The sequence below is a fragment of the Burkholderia sp. Z1 genome (genome assembly GCF_014893795.1).
In the GTDB taxonomy this organism is placed as follows: Bacteria; Pseudomonadota; Gammaproteobacteria; order Burkholderiales; family Burkholderiaceae; genus Burkholderia; species Burkholderia theae.
Map to the genome: position 1 here is coordinate 2216672 of NZ_JACFYL010000002.1, position 26843 is coordinate 2243514.

Consider the following 26843-nt stretch of genomic DNA (forward strand, 5'->3'; position numbering starts at 1 on the left):
AGAACCAAAAGAACAACGAGCGCCTACGCCTGAATACCCATCCAACCGCTGTCAGGCCGCAGGAAGTGAAGATCGCGGTGGAAGCGAGTATACCCAACCCGATCGAAGAACTCGAGAATCTGGATCGCGCGCTTGCGGCCGAGCCCCGTCGCGTCGCGGAACGTCGCGGCATCGAGCCCCGCGCCGGGCGCCGGCGCGAGATGCGCGACCAGTTCGGCGAGTTCGCGCACGACATCCGCGTGATAGAACAGGTCGCGCACGACCTGATGCACGTCGCCGCGCCGCGCGAGCTTGCGCAGCAGCGTGCGCACCGCGTCCTCGGCCGCGCCCGTGTCGCGGGCCAGGTCGCGTACCCACGGCGGATCGAAGCGCCCCGCATGAATCAGCGGCAGCAGTTGCCGCGCCAGCCCTTCCTCGCGCGGATCAAGGCTCACCGAATGCGACGGCAGGTGCAGCCACGGCCCGCTACGCGCGACTTCGCCGCCGGCCACCACCGCATCGACGAGCGCGCGCCACAACGCATCGCCGACGAGCGGCGCAGCCATCCGCCGCAGGCGCGCGGCGTCGAGCCCCTGCTCGTCAGGCGCGCGCTCGTGATACGCGCGCAGCGTGTCGATCGCCCGCGTCTGCAGCGCGCGCCAGTGCGCATGCGAAATCACCGCGCCGTCGTTCGACGCGGCGTCGCGTTGCCCGATCGCCAGCGCGTCTTCCGGCAACGCCAGCGCGTTCGGCGCAAAGCCCGTCAGATGCGTGAGCATCGTGCGCGCGATGCCGAGCGGCGCCTGTGCGAGCAGCGCATCGAGGCGCCCTGTATCGATCCACACGGCGAGCGCATCGAGCCACGCGCGGCGCAAGGGCGTGCGGCGCTTGCTCGCCGGCCCGAACGGATCGAGCACGCGACCGCCGCCGACGGTGCGCGTCGCCTGCGGATTGCGGACGATGAACCGGTCGCCCGGCAGCGCGAATACCGGTTCGTCGAACACCAGTTGCACGCGCATCCGCTGGCCAGCCACGAGCGTGTCGCCGTCGAGCAGTGCGACATGCGCGACGCGATGCAGCGTGCCGAGATGCACGTGCAGCGGCGCCCAGTGCGTCAGCGTCAGCCCGGCATCCGCGAGCAGCGTCAGCTCGACGTCCACGCGTGGCGACACCGCGACGAGCCGCGCATCGGCGACGGTATCGCCGCGCTCGACATCGGCCTTGTCGACGCCGGCGAGATTCAGCGCGCAACGCTCGCCCGCGCGGCCGGCCTCGACCGGCCGGTTCTGCGCATGGATGCTGCGCACGCGGGTCGCGCCACCCGTGCGCACGATCGCGAGCGTGTCGCCCGTCGCGACACGGCCCGCGAATGCGGTGCCCGTCACGACGGTCCCCTGCCCCGCGAGCGTAAACACGCGATCGACCGCGAGCCGGAACAGGCCGTCGTCGCGACGGGCGCGCCACGCGATCGCCGCGTCGGCCAGGTGACGTTTCAACGCGGCGACGCCCGGATCGTCCACGGCCGTCGCGCGCGTTTCGAAAATCGGCACACCGGCCAGCGTCGAGTCGTGCAGCCATGCGGCGATCTCGTCGCGCACCTGGGCGACGCGCACGGCGTCGACACGATCGCATTTCGTCAGCGCGACGGCGCCGTGCGTCACACCGAGCAGTTGCAGGATCGCGAGATGCTCGCGCGTCTGCGGCATCACGCCGTCGTCGGCGGCAATCACGAGCAGCGCGAAGTCGATCCCGCACGCGCCGGCCGCCATCGTATGAATCAGCTTCTCGTGCCCCGGTACGTCGATCAGGCCCAGCACGTCGCCGTTGTCGAGCGGCGTGTACGCGTAACCGAGTTCGATCGAGATGCCGCGCGCCTTCTCTTCCTTCAGGCGGTCGGTGTCGACACCGGTCAGCGCGCGCGCGAGCGTCGTCTTGCCGTGGTCGATGTGTCCGGCGGTACCGACGATCATGCAGCGGGCCCTGCGAACGGCACGCATTGCGCGACGAATGCCGCTTCGTCGGCGGCTTCGAGGCAGCGCAAGTCCAGCCGCAACGCATTATCGGCAACGCGGCCGATCACCGGTCGCGGCCATTCGCGCAGCCGTTTCTCGAGCTGCGCGAGCGCGCGGCCGCTGCGCTTGCCGTCCGCCGTGCGCACGACGAGCCCGGCGCTCGGCAACTGGTCGACCGGCAGCGCGCCGCTGCCGATCTGGCTGAACATCGGCTCGACCGTCACGTCGAAGCCGCTGCCGAGTGCGGCCTGCAACACCGGACGCACGCGTTCGGCGGCTTCGGCGATCTCATGCCGCGGACGCGTCAGCAGGCGCAGCGTCGTGAGCCGGTCACGCAGGAATTCGGGCGCCTGATAAAGACGCAGCACGGGTTCGAGCGCCGCGAGCGTCAGCTTCCCGACGCGCAGCGCGCGCTTGAGCGGATGTTTCTTGATCTTCTCGACCAGTGCGCGATCGCCGACGATCAGGCCGGCCTGCGGGCCGCCGAGCAGCTTGTCGCCGCTGAACGTGACAACGTTTGCGCCGGCGGCGACGGTTTCCTGCACGGTCGTCTCGTGCGGCAGGCCCCATGACGACAGGTCGGCGAGCGTGCCGCTGCCGAGATCGACGGCGACCGGCAGCCCGTGCTCGCGCGCGAGCGGCGCGAGTTCGGCGAGCGTCGCCTCCTTCGTGAAGCCGCTGATCGCGTAGTTGCTGCAGTGCACCTTCATCAGCAGCGCCGTGCGCGGGCCGATCGCATCCGCGTAATCGTGCAGATGGGTGCGATTGGTCGTGCCGACCTCGCGCAGCCTTGCACCGGCACGGCTCATGATGTCGGGAATGCGGAACGCGCCGCCGATCTCGACCAGCTCGCCGCGCGACACGACGACTTCCCGCTTCGTCGCGAGCGCCGACAGCGTCAGCAGCACGGCTGCCGCGTTGTTGTTGACGACGGTCGCGGCTTCCGCGCCCGTCAGTTCGCACAGCAGATCGTCGATCAGGTCGTCGCGATCGCCGCGGCGGCCGGTGGCGAGATCGAATTCGAGGTTGACGGGCCGCGTGAGCGCGTCGACCACCGCGCGCACCGCGTCGTCGGGCAGCAGCGCGCGCCCGAGGTTCGTGTGCAGCACGGTACCGGTCAGGTTGAACACCGCACGCACGGCACCGGCGCTCTGCGCGGCCAGCGTGCGCGCGACGGCCGCGGCGATGCGCGGCTCGTCGAGCGGCTCGGCCGCCGCCGGGTCATGCTGCGCCGCGGTGCGCCAGCGTTCGAGTTCGGCGCGCACGGCGTTCAGCACGCGTGTGCGGCCATAGTCGGCGAGCAGCGGTTGCAGCGGCGCCGACGACAGCACGCGCTCGACCGACGGCACGCGCGCGAGCACGGCATTCAGTTCATTCAAACCCGGTTCGGTCACGTCGTGGTGGCTCCCGTCTGATGCTTCGCAGACGGCCGAAGCCGGCGCTCGCGCACCGCCCCCGGCCCCCTGCCGTCACTCCGCTTCCCGCGACACATCCGGCCACAGCAGCGGATTCGGCGAGCTGCGCTGATAACCGGCCTCGTTCATCAGCAGATCGAGCGTGAGGCTCGCGAGATCGTCCGCCAGCGGCTCGAACTCGTAGTCCTTCTCCTGATAGCCGATCTTGCGATAGGTCTTGCACTCGTCACACGATTCCGCCTTGACGGCTTCGCTGCCGCCCTCGATCCCGTGATACGCGATGCCCTTCGTCGAATCGCAATGCGAACACTTCGTGCGCACCATGTGCCACTCGGTCGTGCACAGCCCGCACTGCAGGAAACGGTAACCCTGGAACTGGCCGCCGACCCGCACGACGCTGGCGACCGGATGCGTGCCGCAGACGGGGCACAGCCCCGGCTGGTCGAGATACGGAACGTCGGCCGGCGACACGCGGCTCGCCAGGTCCGTCCACACGACCTGCAGCGCGGCCATCAGGAACGGTGCGGTAGCCGGGTCGACCTCCGCGAAGCGCAGCGCGAGGATCGCGTCGGCCTGCGCGTCGAGTTCGGCGGGCGCCATCAGGCGCAGCCGGTCGAGCAGCCTCGCGAGCGACGGGTTGACGAGCCCGGCGCCCTCGACGCGGTCGAGCAGTTCGTACAGCACGGCGCGCCATCGCGGATCGCGCTCGCCGTCGAGCGCCGGCACGAGCGGCATCGAATGCTGCTGCGCGCGCGCGATCGCTTCCTGCGACGGCAGCGGCAACTCCAGCGTCTGCAGCGTCGCATGCTGCGCATCGGCGACGGTGGCCATCAGCCGCAGGTAGCCGCTGATCGGGTTCAGGTCGGCGAGCTTGCGCAGCCGCGCGGCGCGCGCCGAGAACGCGGTGGCGCGCTCCGGCAGGCGAAAGCGCGGAATGGCCGAATGATCGAGTGCCGAGATCTCGGTCGGTTCGAGAATACGTTGTGTCACAGAAATGTCTTCCAAATAAACAAGCGCCGACGGATCGGCGCTTCAGGCAGTTCCGACGGGCGACGGGGCGAGGCCCGCCGCGATCGGCGCGCCGCCCCGGTCCGATGCGTTATTTCACGCTTTCACGGAACCACTTCGGGTGATGCTTGCGAGCCCAGCCCAGCGTGACGGTGCCGCGCACCATCGCGCCGATCGAGCCCTTCACCCACAACGCCGCGTAAATGTGCACGATGATGCTCGCGATCAGCACGAAGGCCGCCACGGCATGCACGACAGCGGCCGCTCGGATCACCCCGATCGGGAAGTAGAACGAGAAGTAGCGCCGCCAGATCACGACTCCCGACAGCAGGAGCAGCAGCAGGCACGCCACCAACGTAAAGAATAGCAGCTTCTGCCCGGCGTTATAGCGGCCGACGGGCGGCAGCTTGTCTTCCTGGTTGGTCAGCACGTCGCCGATCTGCTTCAGCCACTGCCGGTCGTCCGCGTCGAGCGCGTTGTGGTGCCAGAAGCGCACGACCAGGATCGCGAACGACACGAACATCACGAGGCCGACGAACGGATGCAGGATCCGCGTCCACTGGCCGCCGCCGAACAGCGCGGTCAGCCAGAACATCGACGGATGGAACAGCGCGAGCCCGGACAGCGCGAGCAGCACGAACGTGATCGCGGTGATCCAGTGGTTCGTGCGCTCGTTCGCCGAGTAGCGGACGATCAGGTTGGGGTCGTCGTGCTTCATTTCGCGTCCTCCTTGATGCGTCGCGCCTCGTCGCGCGCGGCCGATTCTTCTGCGTCGCTCACCTCGTTCGGACCGACCCGGACGTAGTGGAAGAACCCGGCGAGCGCCGTCAGCGCGATGCCGGCCACCGCGAGCGGCTTCGCGATGCCCTTCCACAGCTTCACCATCGGGCTGATCGACGGATTGTCGGGCAACCCGTGATACAGCGACGGTTTGTCGGCGTGGTGCAGCACGTACATCACGTGCGTGCCGCCGACACCCTGCGGGTCGTACAGCCCCGCATGCTCGAAGCCGCGCTCCTTCAGGTCCTCGATCCGCTCGGCCGCGTGCTGCTTCATGTCCTCCTTGGTGCCGAACACGATCGCGCCCGTCGGGCAGGTCTTCACGCAGGCCGGTTCCTGGCCAACCGCAACGCGGTCGGAACAGAGCGTGCACTTGTACGCGCGATGATCCTTCTTCGAGATCCGCGGAACGTTGAACGGGCAACCGGTCACGCAATAGCCGCAACCGATGCAGTTCTCCTCGTGGAAATCGACGATCCCGTTGTTGTACTGCACGATCGCGCCCGGCGACGGACACGCCTTCAGGCAGCCCGGATCCTCGCAGTGCATGCAGCCGTCCTTGCGGATCAGCCATTCGAGGTCGCCTGCCGGGTTCTCGTATTCGGAGAACCGCATCACCGTCCACGAGTGCTCGGTCAGGTCGGCCGGGTTGTCGTACACGCCGACGTTGGTGCCGACCTCGTCGCGCAGGTCGTTCCACTCCATGCATGCCGTCTGACATGCCTTGCAGCCGATGCACTTCGATACGTCGATCAGCTTCGCGACGCTCCCGGTCACCGGTTCGCGCACCGTGGGCGGTGGCGTCGTGGTGGCCGAGACGCGCTTGATATCCAGCGATTGCAATGCCATCTCTTTCCCCTTACGCCTTTTCGACCTTCACCAGGAACGACTTGAATTCCGGTGTGTACGAGTTGCCGTCACCCACGGACGGAGTCAGGGTATTGGCGAGATAGCCGGGCTTCGTCAGACCCTTGAAGCCCCAGTGCAACGGGATGCCGACCGTCTGGACCTTCTTGCCGTCGACCGTCAGCGGCTTGATCCGCTTCGTGACGAGCGCGACCGCGATGATGTAGCCGCGCTTGGACGACACCTTCACGCGTTCGCCGTGCGCGACGCCGACTTCCTTCGCGAGGTCTTCGCCGATCTCGACGAATTGCTCGGGCTGGATGATCGAGTTCAGCCGCGCGTGCTTGGTCCAGTAGTGGAAATGCTCGGTCAGCCGGTAAGTCGTCGCGGCGTGCGGGAACTCCGGTGCCTGACCGAACGCCGCGCGGTCGTCCGGGAACACGCGGGCGGCCGGGTTGTTCAGCGCCTGCGGGTTGTTCGGGTGCAGCGGGTTCGTGCCGATCGGCGTCTCGAACGGCTCGTAGTGCTCGGGGAACGGACCTTCGTTCATCCCCGCCCGCGCGAAGAAGCGCGCGACGCCTTCCGGATTCATGATGAACGGCCCCATCCCGTTCTCGGGCGGTTCGTCCGCCTTGAAATCGGGAATGTCGGGGCCCGTCCACGCCTTGCCGTTCCAGCCGATCAGCTTGCGGGTCGGGTCGAACGGCTTGCCGCTCACGTCGCACGATGCGCGGTTGTACAGGATCCGCCGGTTCGCCGGCCACGCCCACGCCCAGTTCAGGGTCTGGCCGATGCCGGTCGGGTCCGAGTTGTCGCGCCGCCCCATCTGGTTGCCGGCCTGCGTCCATGCACCGCAGAAGATCCAGCAACCGCTCGCGGTCGTGCCGTCGTCCTTCAGCTGCGCGAACGCGGCCAGCTGCTCGCCCTTCTTCACGAGCGTCCTGGCCGGATCCTTCGGGTCGGGCAAATCGGCGAGCGCACGGCCGTTGAACTCCATCGCGAGCTCTTCGGGCGTCGGGTTTTCCGGGTTCGCGTACTGCCAGGTCAGGTTCACGATCGGGTCCGGATACTTGCCGCCATCCGTCTGATACATCTTGCGCATGCGCAGGAAAAGCCCCGACATGATCTCGAGATCGCTCTTCGCCTCGCCCGGCGGCTCCGCACCCTTCCAGTGCCATTGCAGCACGCGGCTCGAACTCACGAGCGAGCCGTTTTCCTCCGCGAAGCATGTGGTGGGCAAACGGAACACCTCGGTCTGGATCTTCGACGCATCGACATCGTTGTAGTCGCCGTGATGCTTCCAGAACTCGGACGTCTCGGTCGCGAGCGGATCCATGATCACGAGCCACTTCAGCTTCGCGAGCCCCGCGGCCGTCTTCACCTTCGACGGCGCCGCCGCGAGCGGGTTGAAGCCCTGGCAGATGTAGCCGTTCATCTTGCCCGCGCTCATCAGCTCGATCGTCTGCAGCAGGTCGTACTGCTTGTCCAGCTTCGGCAGGTAGTCGTAGCCCCAGTTGTTCTCGGCGGTCGCCGCGTCGCCCCACCACGACTTCATGAAGCTGACGTGGAACGCCTTGTAGTTCTTCCAGTAGCTCAACTGGTTCGGCCGCAGCGGCTGCTGCACGCGCTTCGCGATGTAGCCGTCGAAATCCTGCTCGGCCTGCATCGGCAGCGTCATGTAGCCCGGCAGCAGGTTCGACATCAGCCCGAGGTCGGTCAACCCCTGGATGTTCGAGTGGCCGCGCAGCGCGTTCATCCCGCCGCCCGCGATGCCGATGTTGCCGAGCAGCAGCTGCACCATCGCACCGGTGCGGATGATCTGCGCGCCGATCGAGTGGTGCGTCCAGCCGAGCGCGTACAGCACCGTGCCGGCACGGCCGGGAACGGCCGTGGTGGCGAGCATCTCGCACACCTTCAGGAACTTCTCCTTCGGCGTGCCGCAGACCTGCTGGACCATGTCCGGCGTATAGCGCGCGTAGTGCTGTTTCAACAGGTTGTACACGCAACGCGGATGCTGCAGCGTCGGGTCGACCTTCGCGAAACCGTCGTCGCCGCGCTCGTAGTCCCAGCTCGATTTGTCCGGGTACGCGTGTTTCTCGGCGTCGTAGCCGGAATAGATGCCGTCGTTGAACGCGTAATCCTCGCGCACGATGAACGAGAAGTCCGTGTAGTTCTTCACGTACTCATGCTGGATCTTGTCGTTCGTCAGCAGATAGTTGATGACGCCGCCCAGGAAGACGATGTCGGTGCCGGTGCGAATCGGCGCGTAGTAGTCGGCCACCGAAGCCGTACGCGTAAAGCGCGGGTCGACGACGATCAGCCGCGCCTTGCGGTGCGCCTTCGCCTCCGTTACCCACTTGAACCCGCATGGATGGGCCTCGGCTGCATTGCCGCCCATCACGAGAATCACGTCCGCGTTCTTGATGTCGACCCAATGGTTCGTCATCGCTCCACGGCCAAACGTCGGGGCAAGACCTGCCACCGTCGGGCCATGTCAGACACGCGCCTGATTGTCGAATGCGAGCATTCCCAGACTGCGGACAGTCTTGTGCGTCAGGTAGCCGACCTCGTTGCTGCCCGCCGACGCGGCCAGCATGCCGGTCGTGAGCCAGCGGTTGACCTTCGCGCCGTCTTCCGCCGTCTCGACGAAGTTCGCGTCGCGGTCGGCCTTCATCAGCTTCGCGATCCGGTCGAGCGCATCGTTCCACGAGATCGGTTCCCACTTGTCCGAGCCGGGCGCCCGGTATTCGGGGTGCGTCAGGCGGCTCGGGCTGTGGATGAAGTCGATCAGGCTCGCGCCCTTCGGGCACAGCGTGCCGCGATTGACGGGATGGTCGGGATCGCCTTCGATGTGGATGATGCTCGGCTGCGCGTTCTTCGCACCGTCTCCGAGGCTGTACATGAGGATGCCGCAACCCACTGAACAATAAGGACAGGTGTTGCGCGTTTCGACTGTGCGCGCCAGCTTGTACTGTCGGACTTCGGCCAGCGCTTCGGACGGAGAAAAGCCCAGCAGGGCAAGACTCGATCCGGCGAGCGACGTGGCCGTCACCTTCAGGAACTGGCGCCGGGACATTTGTAGCATGGCGGTCTCGGCGTTATTGTGGGGGTGGGGAAACTGAAAGGAATTATAGACAGTCCACGCAACTATGGCCGTATCCTCGGATCAATACGGACTTGTCCGATTAATTGCATTGCCCTTTTAAGACTAGTCCAGTCGCCAACCTTGATCGGCGCCTCGTACCGCCACCGACCACGCATGAAACGACAGATCACCACCGAGGCGACCCGCCTCGCCCAACGACAGGCCAACTGGGCCCTCACCGCATTCAAGCGCTTCTCGTCCGACCGCTGCTCCGCGATGGCCGCGGGCATCGCGTTTTTCTCCGCGTTCTCGCTCGCGCCGATGCTCGTGATGGTGATCGCGGTGGCCGGCTGGTTCTACGGCGACGACGCCGCGCGCGGCCAGGTGTTCGAGCAGGCGCACCAGCTGATCGGCAACGACGCGGCGGCCAGCATCCAGACGATCGTGCAGAACGCGCACCGCGCGGGCGAGCGCGGCGGCCTCGCGACGCTGATCTCGTTCGCCGCGCTCGCGATCGGCGCGTCGGCCACCTTCGCGTCGCTCAGCGCCGCGCTCAGCGTGATCTGGCCGGCCACCGAAAACCGCTGGTCGAGCATGCTCGGGCTCGTGCGCGTGCGGCTGATCTCGTTCGGGCTCGTGCTCGGCGTCGCGTTCCTGCTGATCGTGTCGCTCGTGCTCGACACCGCGATCACGTTCGTCGGCACCTGGCTGCTGGGCAATTCGCCGTATGTCGTCGTCACGAACCTCGTGCAGTTCTTCGTCGGCATCGCGGTGCTCGCGGCCGCGTTCGCCGCGTTGATGAAGTTCCTGCCCGATGCGCGCGTCGCGTGGCGCGACGCCGCGATCGGCGGCATCGTGTCCGCGATCCTGTTCTCCGGCGGCAAGAAGCTGTTCGCGCTGTACCTCGCGCATGCGGGCACGGCCAGTGCGTTCGGCGCGGCCGGATCGTTCGCGGTCCTGCTGATGTGGCTGTACTTCTCCGCGGTCGTGCTGCTGCTCGGCGCGGAATTCGCGGCGGCACGCGGCAACGCACATCGGCCCGCCGGCGTCGCGTCGGCCGCGCCCGCTCAAACCGATCGCGCCGCCAGCAGCATGCACGACGACTGATTCGCACACGCTGCGCAAAAACGGCCGCGCAACCGGCATCGCGCACGCCGCCGCATCGAAACGCCTCCTTCCCGCCGCTTTGCCACCCCGCCAACCACGCTGTCCGCCGCGCATTCGCGCGGCGTTGACGCGTTCCTTGCATGCCGGCACGTTGATCGCTGCAATCGCAAACGTTTGCTCACCCTCGTTTCCGTGCGTCAACCGGCCGAAACGGGCCCTCTGCCGCAATGTGCAACATCTAGCGAAACAATCGCACCGCAGCAAATGTCAACTATTTCAAAAACAGGAACAGTCGTTGATGTGCTTGATATATATAGACTTTTTGATGCTGTTACCTTTTCGAGACACTTTATTTTTTAAGCTTTCTTGCGTCGATGGCACTGAGCTATTCTCCAATCCGCAACAAATAACGATGAATCACTTGCGTGGAGAAACTCAACGATGAAGAAACTCGCTCTCTCGACCCTCTCGCTCGCCCTGCTGGGCGCCGCTGGCGCTGCTCACGCTCAATCGAGCGTGACGCTGTACGGCGTGATCGACACGTCGATCGCCTACGTTCACGGCAATAACGGCCAAGGCATCAACTCGTGGCAAATGCTGTCGGGCAACCTGCAAGGCAGCCGCTTCGGCCTGAAAGGCGCAGAAGACCTCGGCGGTGGCCTGAAGGCGATCTTCCAGTTGGAAAACGGTTTTGATCCGGGCACGGGCCACCTGAACCAGGGCGGTCGCATGTTCGGCCGTCAGGCATTCGTCGGCCTCGAAAGCAAGCAATACGGTACGCTGACGCTCGGCCGCCAGTACGACCCGGTCGTCGATCTGGTCCAGGCAGTCACGGCTGACAACTACTTCGGCAGCACGTTCGCAACGCCGGGCGACGTCGACAACAACGACAACAGCCTGCGCGTCAGCAACGCGATCAAGTACACGTCGCCGGTGTTCGCCGGCCTCCAGGTCGAAGGCATGTACGCCCTCGGCGGCGTTGCAGGCAAGACGGGTTCGGGCCAGACGTGGTCGGTCGCAGCCGCATACAACAACGGCCCGATCGGCGTTGCTGCTGGCTACTTCTACGCGAACAACCCGACGCCGTCGGCAGGTGTCCGCAACAACTGGACGTCGACGACGTCGGACAACATCGTCGACGGCCCGATCAACGCGGGTTACGTGTCGGCGAAGTCGATCGCCATCGCGCAAGTCGCAGGCCAGTACGTCATCGGCCCGGTCACGCTTGGCCTCGGTTACAGCAACTCGCAGTACAAGCCGGACGCATCGTCGGGCTTCGGCTCGACCGAGAAGTACAACACGGGCCGCGCGTTCGCGACGTATCAAGTCACGCCGCCGCTGCTGCTGGGCCTCGGCTACTCGTACACGAAGGCAAGCGGCAACACGGACGCCAAGTACCATCAAGTTTCGCTGGGCGGCGACTACTCGCTGTCGAAGCGCACGGACGTGTACCTGGTCGGCGCGTACCAGCACGCAAGCGGCACGCAGCTCAACGCAGACGGCACGACGTCGGCAGCGCAAGCATCGATCGGCTCGTACGGCTTCGCCGGCACGAAGTCGCAAGAAATGGTCGCTCTCGGCCTGCGCCACAAGTTCTAAAAACGATGTATCCGGTGTGCATGGCGTCTCCGACGCCTTGCCGCCGAACTGGAAAGCCAGCCTTCGGTTTCGACCGTGGCTGGCTTTTTTTTCGTCCGTCGCCGGCGGGTCGAAATGGCCTGCGCGGGCCGGCGAGCAGAGACGATGCCGACGCACGACCGCCGGCCGGCAGCGGCGCCTGGAGGCTGCAATGCGCCGGAAACGCCGCTTCCGGATGCCCGGGCAGGTCGCTACCTCTCCACCAGGCGACTACCATCCGCAGTTGCCGGCACCGTTCATCCCGTGCGACGGCGCATTCGCCCCGGCATGTCGATTTCGGCGGCCGTCGTGCGTCGTACCGATGTCGGCACGCAGTTTGCGCCCCGGCCAATACAGACAGGAGATTCGTCATGACGATTCAGAAGATCACGCCTTTTCTCTGGTACTCGACGGAAGCCGAAGAAGCAGCGGCCTTCTATGCAGGCATCTTTCCGGATTCGCGCGTCGTCCGCGTCACGTCCGTGCCCGGCACCGACGGCACCCGGATGGTCGAATTCGAGCTGTTCGGGCAGCCGTTCTTCGCGATGAGCCACGCGCGCACGGAGTCGTTCAACCACACGATCTCGCTGCTGGTCAGTTGCGGCGATCAGGCGGAGCTCGACCGCTACTGGAGCGCCCTGCTCGACAACGGCGGCACGGCGGACGGCTGCGGCTGGCTGAGAGACCGCTATGGCGTGTCGTGGCAGATCGTTCCCGCCGATCTCATTCCGATGATGGCCGACCGCGACGCGGTCAAGGCAGCGCGCGTAGCCGCGGCGATGATGCAGATGACCAAGTTCGACGCCGCCGCGCTGAAGGCCGCCTATGAGGGCACCGGGGGCTGACGAAACGTGTCGTGCCTCGGATGCGTGGCGGCGCGCCGGTCTAGCGCCGCGCGAGTCGCCGGCGAGCGCCCGATCGGCTGTTTGCGCGTGCGGCGTCTGCGCAAGCGCTCATGATCCGCGGTGGTTCGGCCCGCATCCCGATCACGTGCACCGTGGTATCCGCCGCTACGCCGACCGCATCGATTCGACGGTCCGCCGCGCGTAGCCGATGAAGGCGGCGAGCGGTTCACCCGACAGGATCGCCGCGCCCGCTTCGCCATCGAGATAGGCGGCACGCGCAGCCGCTACAACCGGCCGGTATGCGTCCGGTAGACGCTCCAGCACCCATGCCGCGGCGACGTCCTTGGGCGCGATCCTGCCGGTCGCGGCGCTGTACCCGATGCGCGCAAGCGCGAGCACCACGCTGCACGCGTCGCCGCGCCAGTCCTGTTCGACATCCCACTGCGCCACGGTAGCGAGAAGCGCGGCCTCAAAATCACACGCGGGCACCGGCTCGAACAGCACGGCCGCCGGCGGCCCGACCAGCGCGACACTGTGCTGTCGCGCCTTCGTCAACATGATTGCCAGATCGTGATCGAAGAGTGCCGGTTCGACGATGCCGGCTTCGAGGTCGCCGCGCTGCCACTCGCCGAACTGCAATTCGCGCCGCGCCGGATGACGCCACGGCACCACCTCGCCGTGCGCGACGACGGTGACCTCCAGCGCACGCAAGCCGCCTGCGCAACCGGGCGGTGACGACGCCGCGAGCAGGTCGAGCATCAGCGCGCGCCGTGCGGGTTCGTCGAGCCGCGCCGCCACCGTCACCAGCAGGTCGATGTCACTGCGTGGCTTCAATCCGCCGTCGAGCGCCGATCCGAACAGGTGGATCGCATTCAGCATCGCGCCGAGATGCCGCTCGATCGCGGAGCGCGCGGCGGCCACCTGCCCAACGATTTCGGTCGGAATGCATTCAGTCACGATGCGCATGCAACGGGCACGGCGTGCCGCGAATGGAAAGCAGCAAGCGTGAATGAAGATTGCCGTTCGGTATTGCGTGGGCGCGGCATGTCATTCGCCACGCGTTGCACGTCGAACCGGACATCGCTGCCGCACGATTTGCGCAGCGCAATAAAAATCCCCGCACGCTTTCGCGTACGGGGATCGTCGGACACTGCAACGGCTGCCGACATGCATCGGCAGCCGTTGCGCGGCATTACGCCGCCGCGTCCTTCAGCTTCTTCAGCGCACGTGCCTTCACGCGCACGCTGGCCGGCTTCGCCGGGAACCAACGCTCTTCGCCCGTGAACGGATCCTTGCCGAAGCGCTTCTTCTTCGCCGGCACGACTTGTGCCGTGATCTTCAGCAGACCCGGCAGCGTGAACTCGCCTGCGCCCTTCTTGTGGACCGAGCCCAGCACGACGTTCTCGAGTGCGGCGAGCACTGCCTTGACCGCCTTCACTTCCACGGCTGCGCGCTCAGCGATGTGCGTTGCGAGCGATGCCTTCGTGAACTTGTCCTTCAGCGGCGTCGGAGCAGCGGGCGCCTTCGCGACGGCGGCCTTCTTGGCCACTACTTTCTTCGCGGGCGCTACTTTCTTAGCAGCCACTTTCTTGGCCGGTGCGGCGGCAGCCTTCTTGGCCACCTTTTTTGCGGAAGTCGCCATGTTTCTCCTACCAGGTGTGGTCGTTCGTTGGATACACGAAGCGTGCAATGCGCGCGCTTCAACGCCGGATTCTACAAGCGCCTTGACGCTTCGTGCAGTACTTTTATGCGTTTTCGCGGGGTTTCCCGCAGGTTTTGTTGCGCCCGACCGACTTCGCCGATGCTCGAACGTCGAAAAACCTCGTTACGTATGCGTCCGAACGCGAATTACGTTCGATATTTGCGCACCTATACTGGGCTCGCTCAATGCCCGGATGCCTCCATGCGCGAAGCCAGATACGTCAAAGGACTCGACGGCCTGCGAGCCATCGCCGTCATCCTCGTTTTCCTGTCCCACAAGGGCCACGTCCTTGCCGTCGACGTCGGCAAGCTTGGCGTGTGGACGTTTTTCCTCATCAGCGGATTCCTGATCGTCGGCGAGCTGCATCGCAACCGCCAGGCGCTCGAGTGCGGCACGATGACGCGCCGCCACGCACTGGCGCTGTTCCTCGCGAAACGCGCGCTGCGGATCTTCCCCGTGTACTACCTGCTGCTCGCCGCGCTCGCGATCGCGCACGCGCTCTTCTACCAGCGCGGCGTCAATCTCGGGCTCGCGTGGCACGCGGTGTTCCTGTCGAATTACTGGATCGGTGTCGTCAAGGACGGCTGGCCGGGCTCCACGTCGCACTTCTGGAGCCTCGCGGTTGAACAGCAGTTCTATCTGATCGCGCCGCTCGCGCTGCTCGCGGTACCCGCCGCGCGACACGTCGCGCTCGGCATCGCGGCCATCGTGCTGTTCGCGGTCGCGCATCTCGCGCTCTACCTGTCCGACGCGTCGCCGGTGCTGATCTACGCGTTTTCCCCGTGGAATTTCGCGCTGATCGCGCTCGGCGGCGTCGGCGCGATGGCGCTCGCCGATCACGGCCCGGCCACCCTGCGCCGCATTCCGCCCGGCTGGCTCGGCGCGGCAGGCGTCGTGTTCTTCCTCGTGCTGCCCGCGTGCACCGCGTTGCCCGACGCGGTCGCGGGGCTCGCGGATCTCGGCCTGTCGGCATCGCTCGGCGCGCTGATGCTGTGGATCGTCAGCGAACCCGAGCATCCGGTCGTGTCGCTGCTCGACTGGGCGCCGCTCGTCTATCTCGGCACGATCAGCTACGGCTTCTACCTGTTCCACAACCTGATTCCCGCGCGCTTCGGCATGCTGCCCGCTCACTTCGCGCACGTGCCGATTCCGGAATTCGTCCGGGAAGCGCTGCCCGAGATGCTGCAATTCGCGCTCGCCGTGCTGCTCGCGCACCTGTCGTGGCGTTATCTCGAAAAGCGGCTGCTCGACTTCAAGAAGCCGATCGCCGCGATGCTGGCCCGGCACTTCGTCGCGCGGCCGGGCACGTCGGCGCGTTGAGCGCCACGAAGACGGCGACACGAAGGAACGGGAAAAACGCGATGCCGGTAACGGCCGGATGCTGATGCACGACGGCGCGGCGTCATTGACCGACTCCGGCAGGACCAACGCCAGCACACACGTCGATGCGCATCGCGCAACAATACCGACGATCCGCTCGCCCGGGCGAGCGCTTCGGCACCGGTTTCAGACGTCGCGCCAGACCACGACCGAGCGCCCCGCTCCACACACGGCACCACTCGTCACTCGAACCCGACGCAACGCGACACGCCAGTTGCACGCACCACGATCGCGCATCGGCAAAAGCAAAAAAGCCCCGGCGCGCGAACGGCCGGGGCCAACGGAACAACCACCACCTGAAACAACGGAGCGCGCGACTGCTTAAGCGACAGCAGCCAGCGCGGGCAAGCAGGTACGCAGGTACGCCTCGAATTCGCGGCTCACTTCCGGGTGCTGGAGCGCAAGCTCGACAGTCGCCTTGAGGTAGCCGATCTTGCTGCCGCAGTCGAAACGCGTGCCGAAGTAGCGATACGCGAGCACCTGTTCGTTCGCGAGCAGCGACTGGACCGCGTCGGTGAGCTGCAGTTCGCCGCCCGCGCCCGGCTTGAGCCGGCGCAGGTGATCGAAGATCGTCGGCATGAACACGTAGCGGCCGACCACGCCGAGGTTCGACGGCGCATCTTCCGGCGCGGGCTTCTCGATGATGCCCGACAGCTTGATGATGTCCTCCTCCCATTCGCGGCCTTCGACCACGCCATACGAGCGGCTGTCCTCGCGCGCGATCGTCTCGACCCCGATCACCGAGCTGTGATAGTGGTCGAACACGTCGACGAGCTGCTTGAGCACCGGCTGCTCGCCGTGCAGCAGGTCGTCGGCGAGGATCACCGCGAACGGCTCGCCGTGCACGAGCTTCTCCGCGCACAGCACCGCATGGCCCAGGCCGAGCGCTTCCGGCTGGCGCACGTAGAAGCAGTTGACGTTGCTCGGCTTGATGCCGCGCACGAGCTCGAGCAGCTTTTCCTTGCCGCGCGCCTCGAGTTCGGCCTCGATCTCGTACGACTTGTCGAAGTGATCCTCGATCGCGCGCTTGCTGCGCCCGGTGACGAAGATCATTTCGGTGATACCGGCGTTGATCGCTTCCTCGACCGCGTACTGAATCAGCGGCTTGTCGACGACGGGCAACATTTCCTTCGGGCTCGCCTTCGTAGCCGGGAGGAACCGCGTGCCGAGACCGGCAACGGGAAACACGGCCTTGGTGACTTTCAACATGTTCGCATCCTGATTGCGTTGACTGCGCCGCGTCGACCAGCGACCCGGCGCGATGGTTTTCCGAACGGCATATCGAGAATCGACGGCACTGCCAATTCCACTCCGCTCATTTTCGATATGGGCCGATTGCCCAATGATTCCGAAAAAAATATAATCCTTTCAACCCGGTCGATCTTGCCGGACCGCATGCCGAAGCGGAAACATATTACCGATTTTCTTGATACAAATTCTTACGATTCGAATTCCTCGATATAGGGCACGCCGCCCCGTTCGAGACCCGGGCGAATCGGTTCGTTCTTCAGCGCCTCGCGGTACGCCGACAGCACGACCATGACCAGCAGTACTGCCGCGCTCGCGATCCAATGCATGTCCATCTTGCCGCTCCTTGCATCAATCAACTGGAGCTTCAAACTATCAGAAAAAAATCGGTAAATAATTGAAGCGCCGCTGGAACCGCTTTCAGATCCGGATAAAACCATCATGCGGAATAGCATTATTTCCGCGCGATATTTTTTTATTCATTGATCGAATTCTTGCGCATTACGATTGGACCAGACTTCCCATTCGTCCATGCTCCACTCCATCCGTCGCAAGGAATCGAATCGCATGCAAGCTTTCAGCGGATCGTCTCTGACCGCGCCGCCCGTCGCCGATCACAAGGAACACGTGATCGACGCGATGCGCGGGTTCGCGGCGCTGCTCGTCGCCTATTTCCACTGCCGCCAGGTCGTCTGGGTCGGCATGCAGAGCTTCCATCACGCTTACGGTCACGCGCTCACCCCGAGCGCGATCGCCGGTTACCTGACCTTCCCGTTCGCGTGGGGTTCCGCCGGCGTACCGATCTTCTTCGTGATCAGCGGCTACTGCATCCACCGCAACGCGGCGCTCAAGCTCGCGGCCGATCCGGCATACCGGCTCGACGCGCCGAACTTCTGGGCGCGCCGGTTCGCACGCATCTACCCGGTGCTGCTCGCCGCGCTGCTGTTCACGCTCGCGCTCGACGCGGTCAGCCTGCAGATCGAGCCCGTCAGCCACAAGATCCGCGACATCGGCGTCACGGCGTTCCTCGTGAACCTGTTCTCGCTGCAGGGTGTCGCCGGCTACACGTACGGGTCGAACGGCGCGCTGTGGACGCTGTCGCTCGAAGTGCAGTTCTACGCGATCTACCCGCTGCTGTTCGCGCTGCGCCGTCGCATCGGCATGCCGGCCGTCGTAGCCGCGGTCGCCGTCGTCAACGTCGCGTCGGCGTGGCTGCTCGAACGGCACGACCTGCAATTCTTCACGTCGTACTGGCTGTCGTGGACGATCGGCGCGTGGATCGCCGACGTGCGCGCGCAGCAGGCCCGCGGCGCGGCCACCGTGCCGTCGCGTGCGTGGTACGGCGCGGCCGCCGTGCTGCTGGCCGCCGGCTGCGGCGCGTTCCATTTCGGCCAGTACGGCGCGTTCCAGCTGTGGTCGGCCGGCTTCGCGTGCTTCCTGTACCGCGCGCTCGCTCGTCCGCCGCAGCCGACGCCGCCGCTGCGCGTGCTCGGCTGGTTCGGCGACTTCAGCTACTCGCTGTACCTGATCCACCTGCCGCTGTTCGTCTGCCTCGGCTCGGTGCTGTTCCACTCCGAGTTGCAACTGTCGATCTGGCCGTCGTTCGCGTTCATGGCCGCCGCGATCCCGGTCGCGTACGTGTTCTACCGTTTGTTCGAACGGCCCGCGATGACGTGGTCGGCCAGCTTCAAGCCGACACGCAGCACCCGCGTGGTCGCATCGGCGCCCGAACGGGCTACCTGACCCGGCCGGTCCGCTTCCGGAGGAGCCCCCGCGCGGCATCTCGCTGCGCGGGGGCTTTTTCATGGCCGGAGCGCGGTCGCACACTGGGTTGAGCCGGATGTGCAACCCGCCTCGATCCGGCCGCGCTACGGCCCGCGTGGGCCGCTCCTGACCGGCTTTCATCACGTGCTTGCCGCCGCGCCGCCTTCGCTTCGCGCGTTGCCAGCGGCGCGCGATCCCGATCGGAACGGCGACCGGCCCGGCTCGTGCCCGATATGGCAGGCAGCAGCCCGACCGCAACTCACGCGACACGGCACCCGAGCCGAAAAGCGAAGCCCCCACGCAGCACAACGCCGCCTGGGGGCCCGTTTACCGCCGGCTCGCGCCGTTACTGCTTCTTCGCTTTCGCGGCCTTCGCCGTATCCGCGAGGATCTTCTCGACCCGCTGCACGTAAGTCTCGGTCCCGAACCGGCGCACCGCCGTCGCGCGCCCGCTCGCGACGAGCCGCTCGCGCAGCGCGCCGTCGCGCTTCAGCGTGTCCAGCGCATCGGCCAGCGCGGTCACATCGCCCGGCTCGCAGAGCAGCCCGTTGTCGCCATCCTCGATGATCTCGACGACACCGCCCGCGCGAGCCGCGACGACCGGCCGGCGCGCGAGCATCCCCTCGACGATCACGCGCCCGAACGGCTCGGGCGTGATCGACGTGTGCGCGACGACGTCGACCGCCGTCATGCACGCGGCCACGTCGCGCTGGAACCCGAGGAAATGCACCCGCTCGTCCATCCCGTGCCGCGCGACGGTTTCGTGCAGCTGCGCCGCGTATTCGTCCTCGCCGAACAGCGGCGCGCCGACCAGCACCACGTGCATGTCGGGATGCCGCGCGGCGGCCTCCAGCAGCACGTGCTGCCCCTTCCAGCGCGCGAGACGGCTGAACGAGCCGACGAGCCATGCATCCTTGGGCAACCCGAGGCGTGCGCGCAGCGCGGCCTGGCTGACGCCTTCCAGCGCATCGAACGGCTCGGCCGAAATGCCGTTGAACACGACGTCGACGTGCTGCGGCGTGAAGCCCGTCAGCGTGCGGAACGCCTGCGCGGACGCGTCGGAGTTCGCGATCACGCGCGTAACGCCGAGCCGCGTGCAGTATTTGATCGCCAGCAGCTGCTTGCTGCCGAAATGATCGGTGCTGACGATGTCGCGCAGGTGCCACACCACCGGCTTGCGCGCGAGCCGCCCGGCGAGCGCGGCAACCACCATCGCGCGCTGCGTATTCGCGTAGATCACCTCGGCGCGGCGCGCACGGCGCGCGACGTCGCGCACGAGCCGCACGAGCTGTTTCAATGCGCCGGCCGACACGCCGCCCTGCTTGCGCACGCCCGCGAGCGCGCCCTGGTCAACCACGTCGACGCGCGCGCCGATCTCGTCGAGCGCCGCGCGGAACGGACCGTCGTCGAACAGCAGCACGTCGGCGTTCGCGCGCATGTGCTTCATGATCTCGAGCAACGACAGCTCGGCGCCGCCGAGCACGCCGCTCTGGTCGAGCACGAGCGTCGCCGGGCCGCGTGCAGCCGGCATCGGCGCGGCGGCCTTGCCGCGCTGCGCGGTCGAGCCCGGCAAAGCTGCCTCCACGTAGTCGAGGAAGCGCCGCCGGAACGTATCGGCGGAAAACCGCTCCGCGTTCGTGCGACATGCATTCGGCGTGAAGCGCTGTGGCGCACGCTCGAAGTCGTCGACCGCCGCGACGATCGCGTGCGGTGTCTGTTCGTCGAAGAACAGCCCGGTCGGGTTCGGGGCCGATCGCGGGTCGAGCACGGTTTCGAGCGCGCCGCCCTTGCCGTACGCGATCACGGGCGTGCCGCAGGCCTGCGCCTCGACGACCGAGATCCCGAAATCCTCCTCGGCCGCGAACACGAACGCCTTCGCACGCCGCATCCGGTCGTGCAACACCGCGAACGGCTGGTAACCCATGATCTCGACGTTCGGGCCGGCCTTCGCACGGATCTTCTGCATCTCGGGGCCGTCGCCGATCACGACGAGCTTGCGCTCGGGCGTGCGCGAGAACGCATCGACGATCAGGTCGATCTTCTTGTACGGCACCATCCGCGACGCGGTCAGGTAGAAATCCTCCTTCTCCGCGTTCAGCGAAAACGCGTCGACGTCGACCGGCGGGAAGATCACCGCCGCATCGCGGTGGTAGACCTTGCGGATGCGCCGCGCGATGAACGCGGAGTTCGCGACGAAACCGTCCACCGCGTTCGCGGTGCGCGTGTCCCAGTTGCGGATGTAATGCAGGATCATCCGCGCGAGCAGCGATTTCGGCCCGTGCGTGAGGTTCGACTGCTCCAGGTACTGGTGCTGCAGGTCCCACGCATAGCGGATCGGCGAATGCACGTAGCTGATGTGCACCTGGTCCGGTCCCGTCAGCACGCCCTTCGCGACCGCGTGGCTGCTCGAGATCACGAGGTCGTACTCCGACACGTCGAGCTGCTCGATCGCGAGCGGCATCAGCGGCAGGTAGCTGCGGTACTTGGTGCGCGCGAACGGCAGCTTCTGGATGAACGACGTCGTCACCGGCTTGCCGCGCACGAACGCGCGGTCGTCGAGGAAATCGACGAGGCTGAACAGGTCCGCGTCGGGAAAGCACGCGACGATCTGCTCGAGCACGCGCTCGGCGCCGGCATAGGTGACCAGCCAGTCGTGGACGATCGCCACGCGCAGCGCACGCGCCGGGTGGCGCGCGTCGGCCCGCCCGGCCGGCTCGGAGCGACGCAGCGCAACGGTATCGCCCGCTTCGGCCACGGCCGCATCGGCGGTGGCGAGATTCAATACGGCGTGTTCCGCCAGATCGCGATTCATACGGTTTTCCTCGCATTGAGACGGACAAACAGGTCGCGCACGAGCGCGCGCAGCCCCGGCGTCATCGTGAGCGACCACGCGACGTTCAGTACCAGCACGATCGCGCACATGCCGATCGACTCGCCGAGCCCCGGCCACGCCTGCGCGAGAAACAGGCTCGCGAGCAGGAAGGCGAGGTGCGCCAGCATGTCGAGCACGATCGCGCGCATCCGGATCGCCGACAGATAGAGCAGCACGCCGTAATCGACGAACGCGCGCACCGCGACGACCACCGCCGCGCCGATCAGCCCGAAGTGATGAATGCCGAACCACAGGCCGCCGACGAAGAACGGCATTTCGACGAGCCCGGCGAACGCCGCGCGGGCCGGGTTGACCTGCGACTGGATCAGGATCCGCGTGACGCTCGCCTGGCCGACGAGCCACACGCTGATCACCAGCACGCGGCCGACCGGCGCCGAATGCGCGGCGAGGTCGGCGCCGACCCACAGCGTGAGGAACGGCGCGAGTGCGAAAATTGCAACGATGCCGACCGGCGTGAACACGCCGTTCAGGAATTCGAGCGACTGGCGCGCGAGCGTGTCCGCGTGGTCGCGGCCGACCGCCGACAGGCGCGGGAACAGCGTGCGCACGAGCGCGTTCGGCAGCATGTTCAGGCGCGTGACGAGGTTCTGCGGCACCGTGTAGTAAGTGACGAACTTCGCGCCCATGCCCGCGCCGAGCATCACGCGGTCGAGCGTGTCCGCGATCATGCTGGTCGTGCTCGCGATCAGCATCCAGCCGCCGAAGTTGAACAGCCCTTTCGCGGTGCCCCACTGCGGCGGATCGATGCGCCGGATCCCGAGCACCTTGATGCTCGCGTGGCCCAGCATCACGGCCGCGATCAGGCGCGCGACGACGGCCGCGGCAAGCACCGTCTGCAGGTTCGGCGCGATCCACCACGCGGCGCCGAGCGGCAACAGCTGGAACAGGAACGTGCCGATCGTCTGGTTCGTGTTGAACACGCCGAACCGTTCGGCGCCGTTGATCGCGCCGGCGAACACCCACGACACGTTCGCCAGCGGAATCGCGAGCGCGAGCCACGGCAGCGCCAGATACACCTCGTGCTGCATCGCGGCCGACACCTTCGTGAAATACGCGGTGTAGATGAACGCGCCGAAATAGATCAGCAGCCCGCCCACGATGCCGGTGCCGAGGTTCAGCCAGAACGCGCTCCAGAACACGCGCGCGCTTTCGTCGTCGTTGCCGCTCGCGAGCGCCTTCGAGATGTGGTTCTGCGCGGCCATGCTCATCCCGAGATCGAGGATCCCGAAATAGCCGATCAGCGTCCACACGAGGCTGACGACACCATATCGCTCGACGCCGAGCGCGTGGATATACGCGGGAACCGTCACCAGCGACACGAAGGTCGGCAGGATCAGCCCGATGAAGTTGATCGAAACGTTCTTGAGTATGCCTTTGTCCATGCTTGAGCCTTGTGTGACGGGGACGACGACGGCGCGCCGCCCGTCACGGTTTCCAGCGATACATCAGCACCTTGCCGCGCGCGTCTTCCTCGACGAACACGAGGTATTCGCCGTTCTCGCGCTTGAAGGCGCTGATGCCGAACGGCACGTCGACCCAGCCGGATGCCTTGCCGACCTCGGTGCCCGGGCTCATCACGCCCACTTCCTTGCCGGTGTCCTTGTCGTACACGTGGATCTTGCCGACCGGCTCCACGGTGAAGATGTAGCGGCCCTCGACCGTGATCCCGATCAGGTCCAGGATCGGCTTCGCGTCGAGCTGCCACGGCAGCGCGACCGTGTAGCGCACGACGGGCGAGCCGGTCGACCACTTGTCGAAGCGCACCAGCACGCGGCCGACTTCCTTGTTGATGCCCGGTTGCGGCGGCGCGTCGGCCGTGTAACCGGTCACGTACAGCGTGTCCGCCTGCGCGTCGTAGATCGAGCGGCGCAGTTGCGTGAACGGCTGCGGCATCGGGTAGGTCGTGACCTTGTCGTACGAGTAGATCGGGTTGCCGGCCTTGTCGACGCCGCCGTACCGGAACCGGTGAATGCCGCGCACGTCGCTCGTGCGCCAGATGTCGCCCTTCGTGTCGACCCACCAGCCCCAACCGCCCGCTTTCGCCTTGCCGGTCGTGTTCAGCTCGAATTCGTCGGCATCGAGGCGGCCGTTGCCGTTCGCATCGCGCCACAGCCAGTCGCCGCCGGGCGGCTTGTTCGGCACCTTGTCGACCGGCCGTGCGCGGCCCGCGATCACGCCCGACGGAATCGCGACCTCACCGTCGCGCTTCGCATCGAAGCGGTAGATCTTCAGGTGATCGGCGTACATGTCGGTCAGGTACAGGAACGTGCGGCCGTCGACGCGGCGCGCGATCGGCATGCCCGGCCACTGGTCCGTATGGAACACGGGGTCGTCCGGATACTTGAAGCGGTTCGACAGGAAGCCGACATATTTCCAGTCCTGGCCCGGCGGCTTCGACAGGTCGAGCTCGAAGCGCTTGTTGCCCGTGTACACGCTGTTCGGCCGTGCGGGATCGAGCCACGCGCCGTCGACGAACAGCAGCCCCTGCACCTGCCAGCGCGGCTTGCCGTCCGGCGTGTAGCTTTCGAGCACCGCGCCGAGCCCCGCGCCGATCGTGTCGTGGCGCAGCCCGATGCCGTTCATCGACACATAGACGTTACCCGCGCGGTCGACGCCGACGCCCGTCAGCCCGTTGAAGCGCTGCGGCCCCGGCCGCCCCGGCACGGGGCCCGCGAAGATGCCGCCGCGCTCGCCGAGCGTGCCGGACTGCGCATAACCCTTGCCGCCTTTCGAGAAGATCAGGATCTGCTGACGCGGCCCGTTGTCCGCGACGAGCACGCGCCCTTTCGTATCGACGGCCACGTCCACCGCGTCGGTGCCGTCGGGCAGCGCGGGCGCGTCGTCGATCTTGCGGCCGTCCGCGCGCATGTGCACGAGGTGCGCGGGCCCGTTGATCGTGTCCGTGAGCAGCCACAGCGTGCCGTCGCCCGCCAGCGCGATGCGGCCCGGCTCGTGCGCGCTCCACGTGCCCTTCTGCTGCATCGCCTCGGCGTCGTATACATCCACCGCGTCGCGCGACGGATTCGTCGCGAACAGCGTCTTGTCGTCGGCCGCGAGACCGCCCACTTCCGCCTTCGCGTCGCCGACTTCCGAGCGCGCGGGGGCCGGCACCTCGTTGACCATCATAAAGCTCGCGGCCATGCGCGCGCGGCCGGTATCGGCCCGGCCGCCCGGCGCCGGCTGCGGCGCCGCGCGAAACGGCGCGGGCTGCTTCAGGTCGCCGATCGTGCGCCGCGAAATGCCGAACCACTGCTTGCCCTTGTCCGGCCAGATGCCGGGCGACTGAAGGTGGCCGCGCTCGTTGCCGACGCCGATCGCGACGTACGCATACTTGCTGTTCACGGCGATCGCGTTGCCGCCGAGGTTGCCCCAGCCGTGCGTGCCGCCGGCGAAACCGAGCATCTTGCCGTCCTGGTAGACGCTCGCCTCGGCCCCGCTCTCGTCCCACGGCGCATTCGTATACACCTTGCCTTCAGGCGTCACCGCGATCGCGCGGATGTCGATCTGCGTCCAGCTGCCGTCGCCATAGCCGAACGTGTTGCCGATCCACGACGTCGTCGCGGGCAACACCGTTTCGGCCGGTGCGGCGCTCGCCAGCAGCGCCGCGCCTACCGTCATGCCAACCAGAATCAGACGTCGCAATGCGCTTCTCCAGACTTGATGCGGAAGCGACCGGCGCGGCCGCGGACTGCCGCCGGCGCACCCTGTCGCTACTAAATAGGTTTCAAACGTCGCGATGCAGGTTACAAGCAAAAATAATCACAAGAAATTTGGAAATATTTGGGGATGTTTCCGCCTGAAATATCGAACCGGAACAGGTTGAAAATCGCACCCGAAAACGGAAATAACGACCGCCTTTCATGCGTCGCGCTGTACAAAGTGCCGCTCTGCGTGGCTTGTCGCGGCTGCGCGGACGTCAACCTTTCATCTCGTGACCGAAATAATCGGCATTTGAACGTTTGTCGTCAGATAAATTGCGCGCGTTTTTTTACCGATTTCTTTTCCCTAGAATCGATTTCGAATCAATATTCCATTTAAAGGCATGCAATACGTACACGCATCGGATGCACGTCGCGAAGGAACCGCGCAATGACCGGCCTCGCGCGACCCGTCGACCTCGCCTCGCCGCAACACGGCCGCATCGTGCAGCTCGACGGGCTGCGCGCGATCGCGGTGGGCGCCGTGTTCCTGCAGCACGCGCTGAAGGCGCCGCTATGGATGGGCGTCGACCTGTTCTTCGTGCTGAGCGGCCTGCTGATCACCGGCATCCTGCTCGAGCGCAAGGCGCGCGGGCAGTCGTACTTCAGCCACTTCTACGCGCGCCGGGTGCGCCGCATCCTGCCGCCGTACGTGCTGCTGCTGGTGGTCTCGACGATCCTGTTCGGCGCGAGCTGGCTGCCGCACTGGCCGTGGTTCGCGTTCTTCTCGACCAACATCGGGCTGTCGCTCGGCAGCATCGGCCACGACAGCCTGAACGTGCTGTGGTCGCTGGCGGTCGAGGAGCAGTTCTATATCTTCTGGCCGTTCGTCGTGCTGTGGTGCTCGGAACGCGCGCTGCTGTGGGTCGCCGCCGCTCTGATCGTTGCCGCGCCGGTGCTGCGCGCGATCGCGACGCCGTGGTTCGATTCGTTCTGGCCGATCTACTACCTGACGCCGTTCCGGATGGACCTGCTCGCGGCCGGCGCGCTGCTCGCGATCGTGCTGCGCCGCGACCGGCGCGCGCTGGAGCCGTTCTACCCGCTCGCGATCGTCGGCGCGCTCGTGTCGCTCGCGATCCTCGGCTGGCTGCACCTGTCGTTCCCGCGCTTTCGCGCCGCGAACACGCCGCTGTCGAATGCGGCGCTCTACAGCATCTCGCTGCTGCTGTGCACGTCGATCGTCGTGATCGCGCTGCGCGGCCGCGGCGTCGTGCAACGCGTGCTGACGAACCCGATGCTCGTCTACGTGGGCACCGTCAGCTACACCGTCTACCTGATTCACCTGAGCGTGCTGTACGCGCTGTGGCCGCTGCACCTGAACCGCTTCGTCACGGCCGCGCTCGCGCTCGCGATCACGCTCGCCTACGCGACCTTGAGCTGGTACGGCTTCGAACGGCGCCTGACGCGCGGCCCCGCGCGCAGCCCATTACCGGCCGCCGCAAGCACGACCGCCTGAATTTCTCT

At 66.4% G+C, this 26843-nt stretch carries 19 protein-coding genes; 6 read left to right on the top strand and 13 right to left on the bottom strand.

The features are described from left to right. Positions 1-23: 23 nt before the first annotated feature. The 6 genes from selB to fdnG form a co-directional block, all read right to left on the bottom strand. The gene (gene selB, locus H3H55_RS26890) at positions 24-1949 is read right to left on the bottom strand and encodes a selenocysteine-specific translation elongation factor (protein ID WP_193100923.1); all 1926 of its coding nucleotides are present in this window, start codon (positions 1947-1949) and stop codon (positions 24-26) included. Then, positions 1946-3385, bottom strand: coding sequence for an L-seryl-tRNA(Sec) selenium transferase (gene selA, locus H3H55_RS26895; protein WP_193100924.1), 1440 nt, complete (start codon positions 3383-3385; stop codon positions 1946-1948). Before selA ends, selB begins: the two co-directional genes overlap by 4 nt. 75 nt (positions 3386-3460) lie before the next feature. Next, entirely contained in the window at positions 3461-4396 is a 936-nt protein-coding gene (fdhE, locus tag H3H55_RS26900; RefSeq protein ID WP_193100925.1) for a formate dehydrogenase accessory protein FdhE, read from the bottom strand. A 109-nt stretch (positions 4397-4505) separates the two neighbouring features. Then, a complete protein-coding gene (locus tag H3H55_RS26905) occupies positions 4506-5132 on the bottom strand; it encodes a formate dehydrogenase subunit gamma (protein WP_039370262.1) in 627 nt (208 codons plus the stop codon). Beyond that, positions 5129-6043, bottom strand: a complete 915-nt coding sequence (gene fdxH / locus H3H55_RS26910) for a formate dehydrogenase subunit beta (protein WP_059237213.1) — start codon at positions 6041-6043, stop codon at positions 5129-5131. Before fdxH ends, H3H55_RS26905 begins: the two co-directional genes overlap by 4 nt. 10 nt (positions 6044-6053) lie before the next feature. Further along, positions 6054-9125, bottom strand: a complete 3072-nt coding sequence (fdnG, locus tag H3H55_RS26915; protein WP_193100926.1) for a formate dehydrogenase-N subunit alpha — start codon at positions 9123-9125, stop codon at positions 6054-6056. Between the two features lie 174 nt (positions 9126-9299). On the opposite strand from fdnG, the gene H3H55_RS26920 reads away from it, so the two are divergent. The 3 genes from H3H55_RS26920 to H3H55_RS26930 all read left to right on the top strand — a co-directional run bounded on the left by H3H55_RS26920 (position 9300) and on the right by H3H55_RS26930 (position 12694). Beyond that, positions 9300-10232 carry a YihY/virulence factor BrkB family protein gene (locus tag H3H55_RS26920; RefSeq protein WP_193100927.1) on the top strand — a complete coding sequence of 311 codons (933 nt, stop codon included), beginning with the start codon at positions 9300-9302 and terminating at the stop codon, positions 10230-10232. A gap of 441 nt (positions 10233-10673) precedes the next feature. Continuing rightward, on the top strand, positions 10674-11831 hold the full coding sequence (locus H3H55_RS26925) for a porin (protein ID WP_193100928.1): 1158 nt from the start codon (positions 10674-10676) through the stop codon (positions 11829-11831). Between the two features lie 389 nt (positions 11832-12220). After that, the gene (locus tag H3H55_RS26930; protein ID WP_193100929.1) at positions 12221-12694 is read left to right on the top strand and encodes a VOC family protein; all 474 of its coding nucleotides are present in this window, start codon (positions 12221-12223) and stop codon (positions 12692-12694) included. Between the two features lie 165 nt (positions 12695-12859). Here the strand turns inward: H3H55_RS26930 and H3H55_RS26935 are convergent, their stop codons facing one another. Further along, complete coding sequence (locus H3H55_RS26935) at positions 12860-13651, bottom strand: AadA family aminoglycoside 3''-O-nucleotidyltransferase (RefSeq protein WP_193102171.1); 792 nt, start codon at positions 13649-13651, stop codon at positions 12860-12862. A 235-nt stretch (positions 13652-13886) separates the two neighbouring features. Then, positions 13887-14336 (bottom strand): HU family DNA-binding protein, encoded by a 450-nt coding sequence (locus H3H55_RS26940; RefSeq protein WP_069747789.1) that lies wholly within the window; start codon positions 14334-14336, stop codon positions 13887-13889. A 261-nt stretch (positions 14337-14597) separates the two neighbouring features. On the opposite strand from H3H55_RS26940, the gene H3H55_RS26945 reads away from it, so the two are divergent. Next, positions 14598-15716: an acyltransferase family protein gene (locus H3H55_RS26945; protein ID WP_193100930.1), complete on the top strand. Its 1119-nt coding sequence runs from the start codon at positions 14598-14600 to the stop codon at positions 15714-15716. Positions 15717-16097: 381 nt separating this feature from the next. Here the strand turns inward: H3H55_RS26945 and galU are convergent, their stop codons facing one another. Together galU and H3H55_RS26955 are read right to left on the bottom strand one after the other, a co-directional pair. Further along, positions 16098-16985, bottom strand: a complete 888-nt coding sequence (gene galU / locus H3H55_RS26950) for a UTP--glucose-1-phosphate uridylyltransferase GalU (RefSeq protein ID WP_129516958.1) — start codon at positions 16983-16985, stop codon at positions 16098-16100. 230 nt (positions 16986-17215) lie between these two features. Then, positions 17216-17359 (bottom strand): hypothetical protein, encoded by a 144-nt coding sequence (locus H3H55_RS26955; protein WP_164992100.1) that lies wholly within the window; start codon positions 17357-17359, stop codon positions 17216-17218. Positions 17360-17591: 232 nt separating this feature from the next. Here H3H55_RS26955 and H3H55_RS26960 point away from each other — a divergent pair, with 232 nt between their 5' ends. Next, entirely contained in the window at positions 17592-18767 is a 1176-nt protein-coding gene (locus tag H3H55_RS26960; RefSeq protein WP_193100931.1) for an acyltransferase family protein, read from the top strand. A gap of 367 nt (positions 18768-19134) precedes the next feature. Here H3H55_RS26960 and H3H55_RS26965 read toward each other — a convergent pair whose 3' ends face one another. The 3 genes from H3H55_RS26965 to H3H55_RS26975 are packed head-to-tail and all read right to left on the bottom strand — an operon-like array spanning position 19135 to position 25299. Then, positions 19135-21600 (bottom strand): glycosyltransferase family 4 protein, encoded by a 2466-nt coding sequence (locus tag H3H55_RS26965; protein ID WP_193100932.1) that lies wholly within the window; start codon positions 21598-21600, stop codon positions 19135-19137. Then, on the bottom strand, positions 21597-23063 hold the full coding sequence (locus tag H3H55_RS26970) for a flippase (protein WP_193100933.1): 1467 nt from the start codon (positions 23061-23063) through the stop codon (positions 21597-21599). Before H3H55_RS26970 ends, H3H55_RS26965 begins: the two co-directional genes overlap by 4 nt. 43 nt (positions 23064-23106) lie before the next feature. Beyond that, positions 23107-25299 (bottom strand): hypothetical protein, encoded by a 2193-nt coding sequence (locus H3H55_RS26975; protein WP_193102173.1) that lies wholly within the window; start codon positions 25297-25299, stop codon positions 23107-23109. Positions 25300-25770: 471 nt separating this feature from the next. Here H3H55_RS26975 and H3H55_RS26980 point away from each other — a divergent pair, with 471 nt between their 5' ends. Then, positions 25771-26835 (top strand): acyltransferase family protein, encoded by a 1065-nt coding sequence (locus tag H3H55_RS26980; RefSeq protein WP_193100934.1) that lies wholly within the window; start codon positions 25771-25773, stop codon positions 26833-26835. The last annotated feature ends 8 nt before the right edge of the window (positions 26836-26843 follow it).

What these genes read in the sequence shown, in the direction of transcription:
- H3H55_RS26955 (WP_164992100.1), bottom strand. Translation starts at nt 17,359, where the DNA reads ATGGACATGCATTGGATCGCGAGCGCGGCAGTACTGCTGGTCATGGTC.
- selB (WP_193100923.1), bottom strand. Translation starts at nt 1,949, where the DNA reads ATGATCGTCGGTACCGCCGGACACATCGACCACGGCAAGACGACGCTC.
- galU (WP_129516958.1), bottom strand. Translation starts at nt 16,985, where the DNA reads ATGTTGAAAGTCACCAAGGCCGTGTTTCCCGTTGCCGGTCTCGGCACG.
- H3H55_RS26975 (WP_193102173.1), bottom strand. Translation starts at nt 25,299, where the DNA reads ATGACGGTAGGCGCGGCGCTGCTGGCGAGCGCCGCACCGGCCGAAACG.
- H3H55_RS26940 (WP_069747789.1), bottom strand. Translation starts at nt 14,336, where the DNA reads ATGGCGACTTCCGCAAAAAAGGTGGCCAAGAAGGCTGCCGCCGCACCG.
- H3H55_RS26960 (WP_193100931.1), top strand. Translation starts at nt 17,592, where the DNA reads ATGCAAGCTTTCAGCGGATCGTCTCTGACCGCGCCGCCCGTCGCCGAT.
- H3H55_RS26925 (WP_193100928.1), top strand. Translation starts at nt 10,674, where the DNA reads ATGAAGAAACTCGCTCTCTCGACCCTCTCGCTCGCCCTGCTGGGCGCC.
- H3H55_RS26980 (WP_193100934.1), top strand. Translation starts at nt 25,771, where the DNA reads ATGACCGGCCTCGCGCGACCCGTCGACCTCGCCTCGCCGCAACACGGC.
- H3H55_RS26965 (WP_193100932.1), bottom strand. Translation starts at nt 21,600, where the DNA reads ATGAATCGCGATCTGGCGGAACACGCCGTATTGAATCTCGCCACCGCC.
- fdxH (WP_059237213.1), bottom strand. Translation starts at nt 6,043, where the DNA reads ATGGCATTGCAATCGCTGGATATCAAGCGCGTCTCGGCCACCACGACG.
- H3H55_RS26945 (WP_193100930.1), top strand. Translation starts at nt 14,598, where the DNA reads ATGCGCGAAGCCAGATACGTCAAAGGACTCGACGGCCTGCGAGCCATC.
- H3H55_RS26905 (WP_039370262.1), bottom strand. Translation starts at nt 5,132, where the DNA reads ATGAAGCACGACGACCCCAACCTGATCGTCCGCTACTCGGCGAACGAG.
- H3H55_RS26930 (WP_193100929.1), top strand. Translation starts at nt 12,221, where the DNA reads ATGACGATTCAGAAGATCACGCCTTTTCTCTGGTACTCGACGGAAGCC.
- H3H55_RS26920 (WP_193100927.1), top strand. Translation starts at nt 9,300, where the DNA reads ATGAAACGACAGATCACCACCGAGGCGACCCGCCTCGCCCAACGACAG.
- H3H55_RS26970 (WP_193100933.1), bottom strand. Translation starts at nt 23,063, where the DNA reads ATGGACAAAGGCATACTCAAGAACGTTTCGATCAACTTCATCGGGCTG.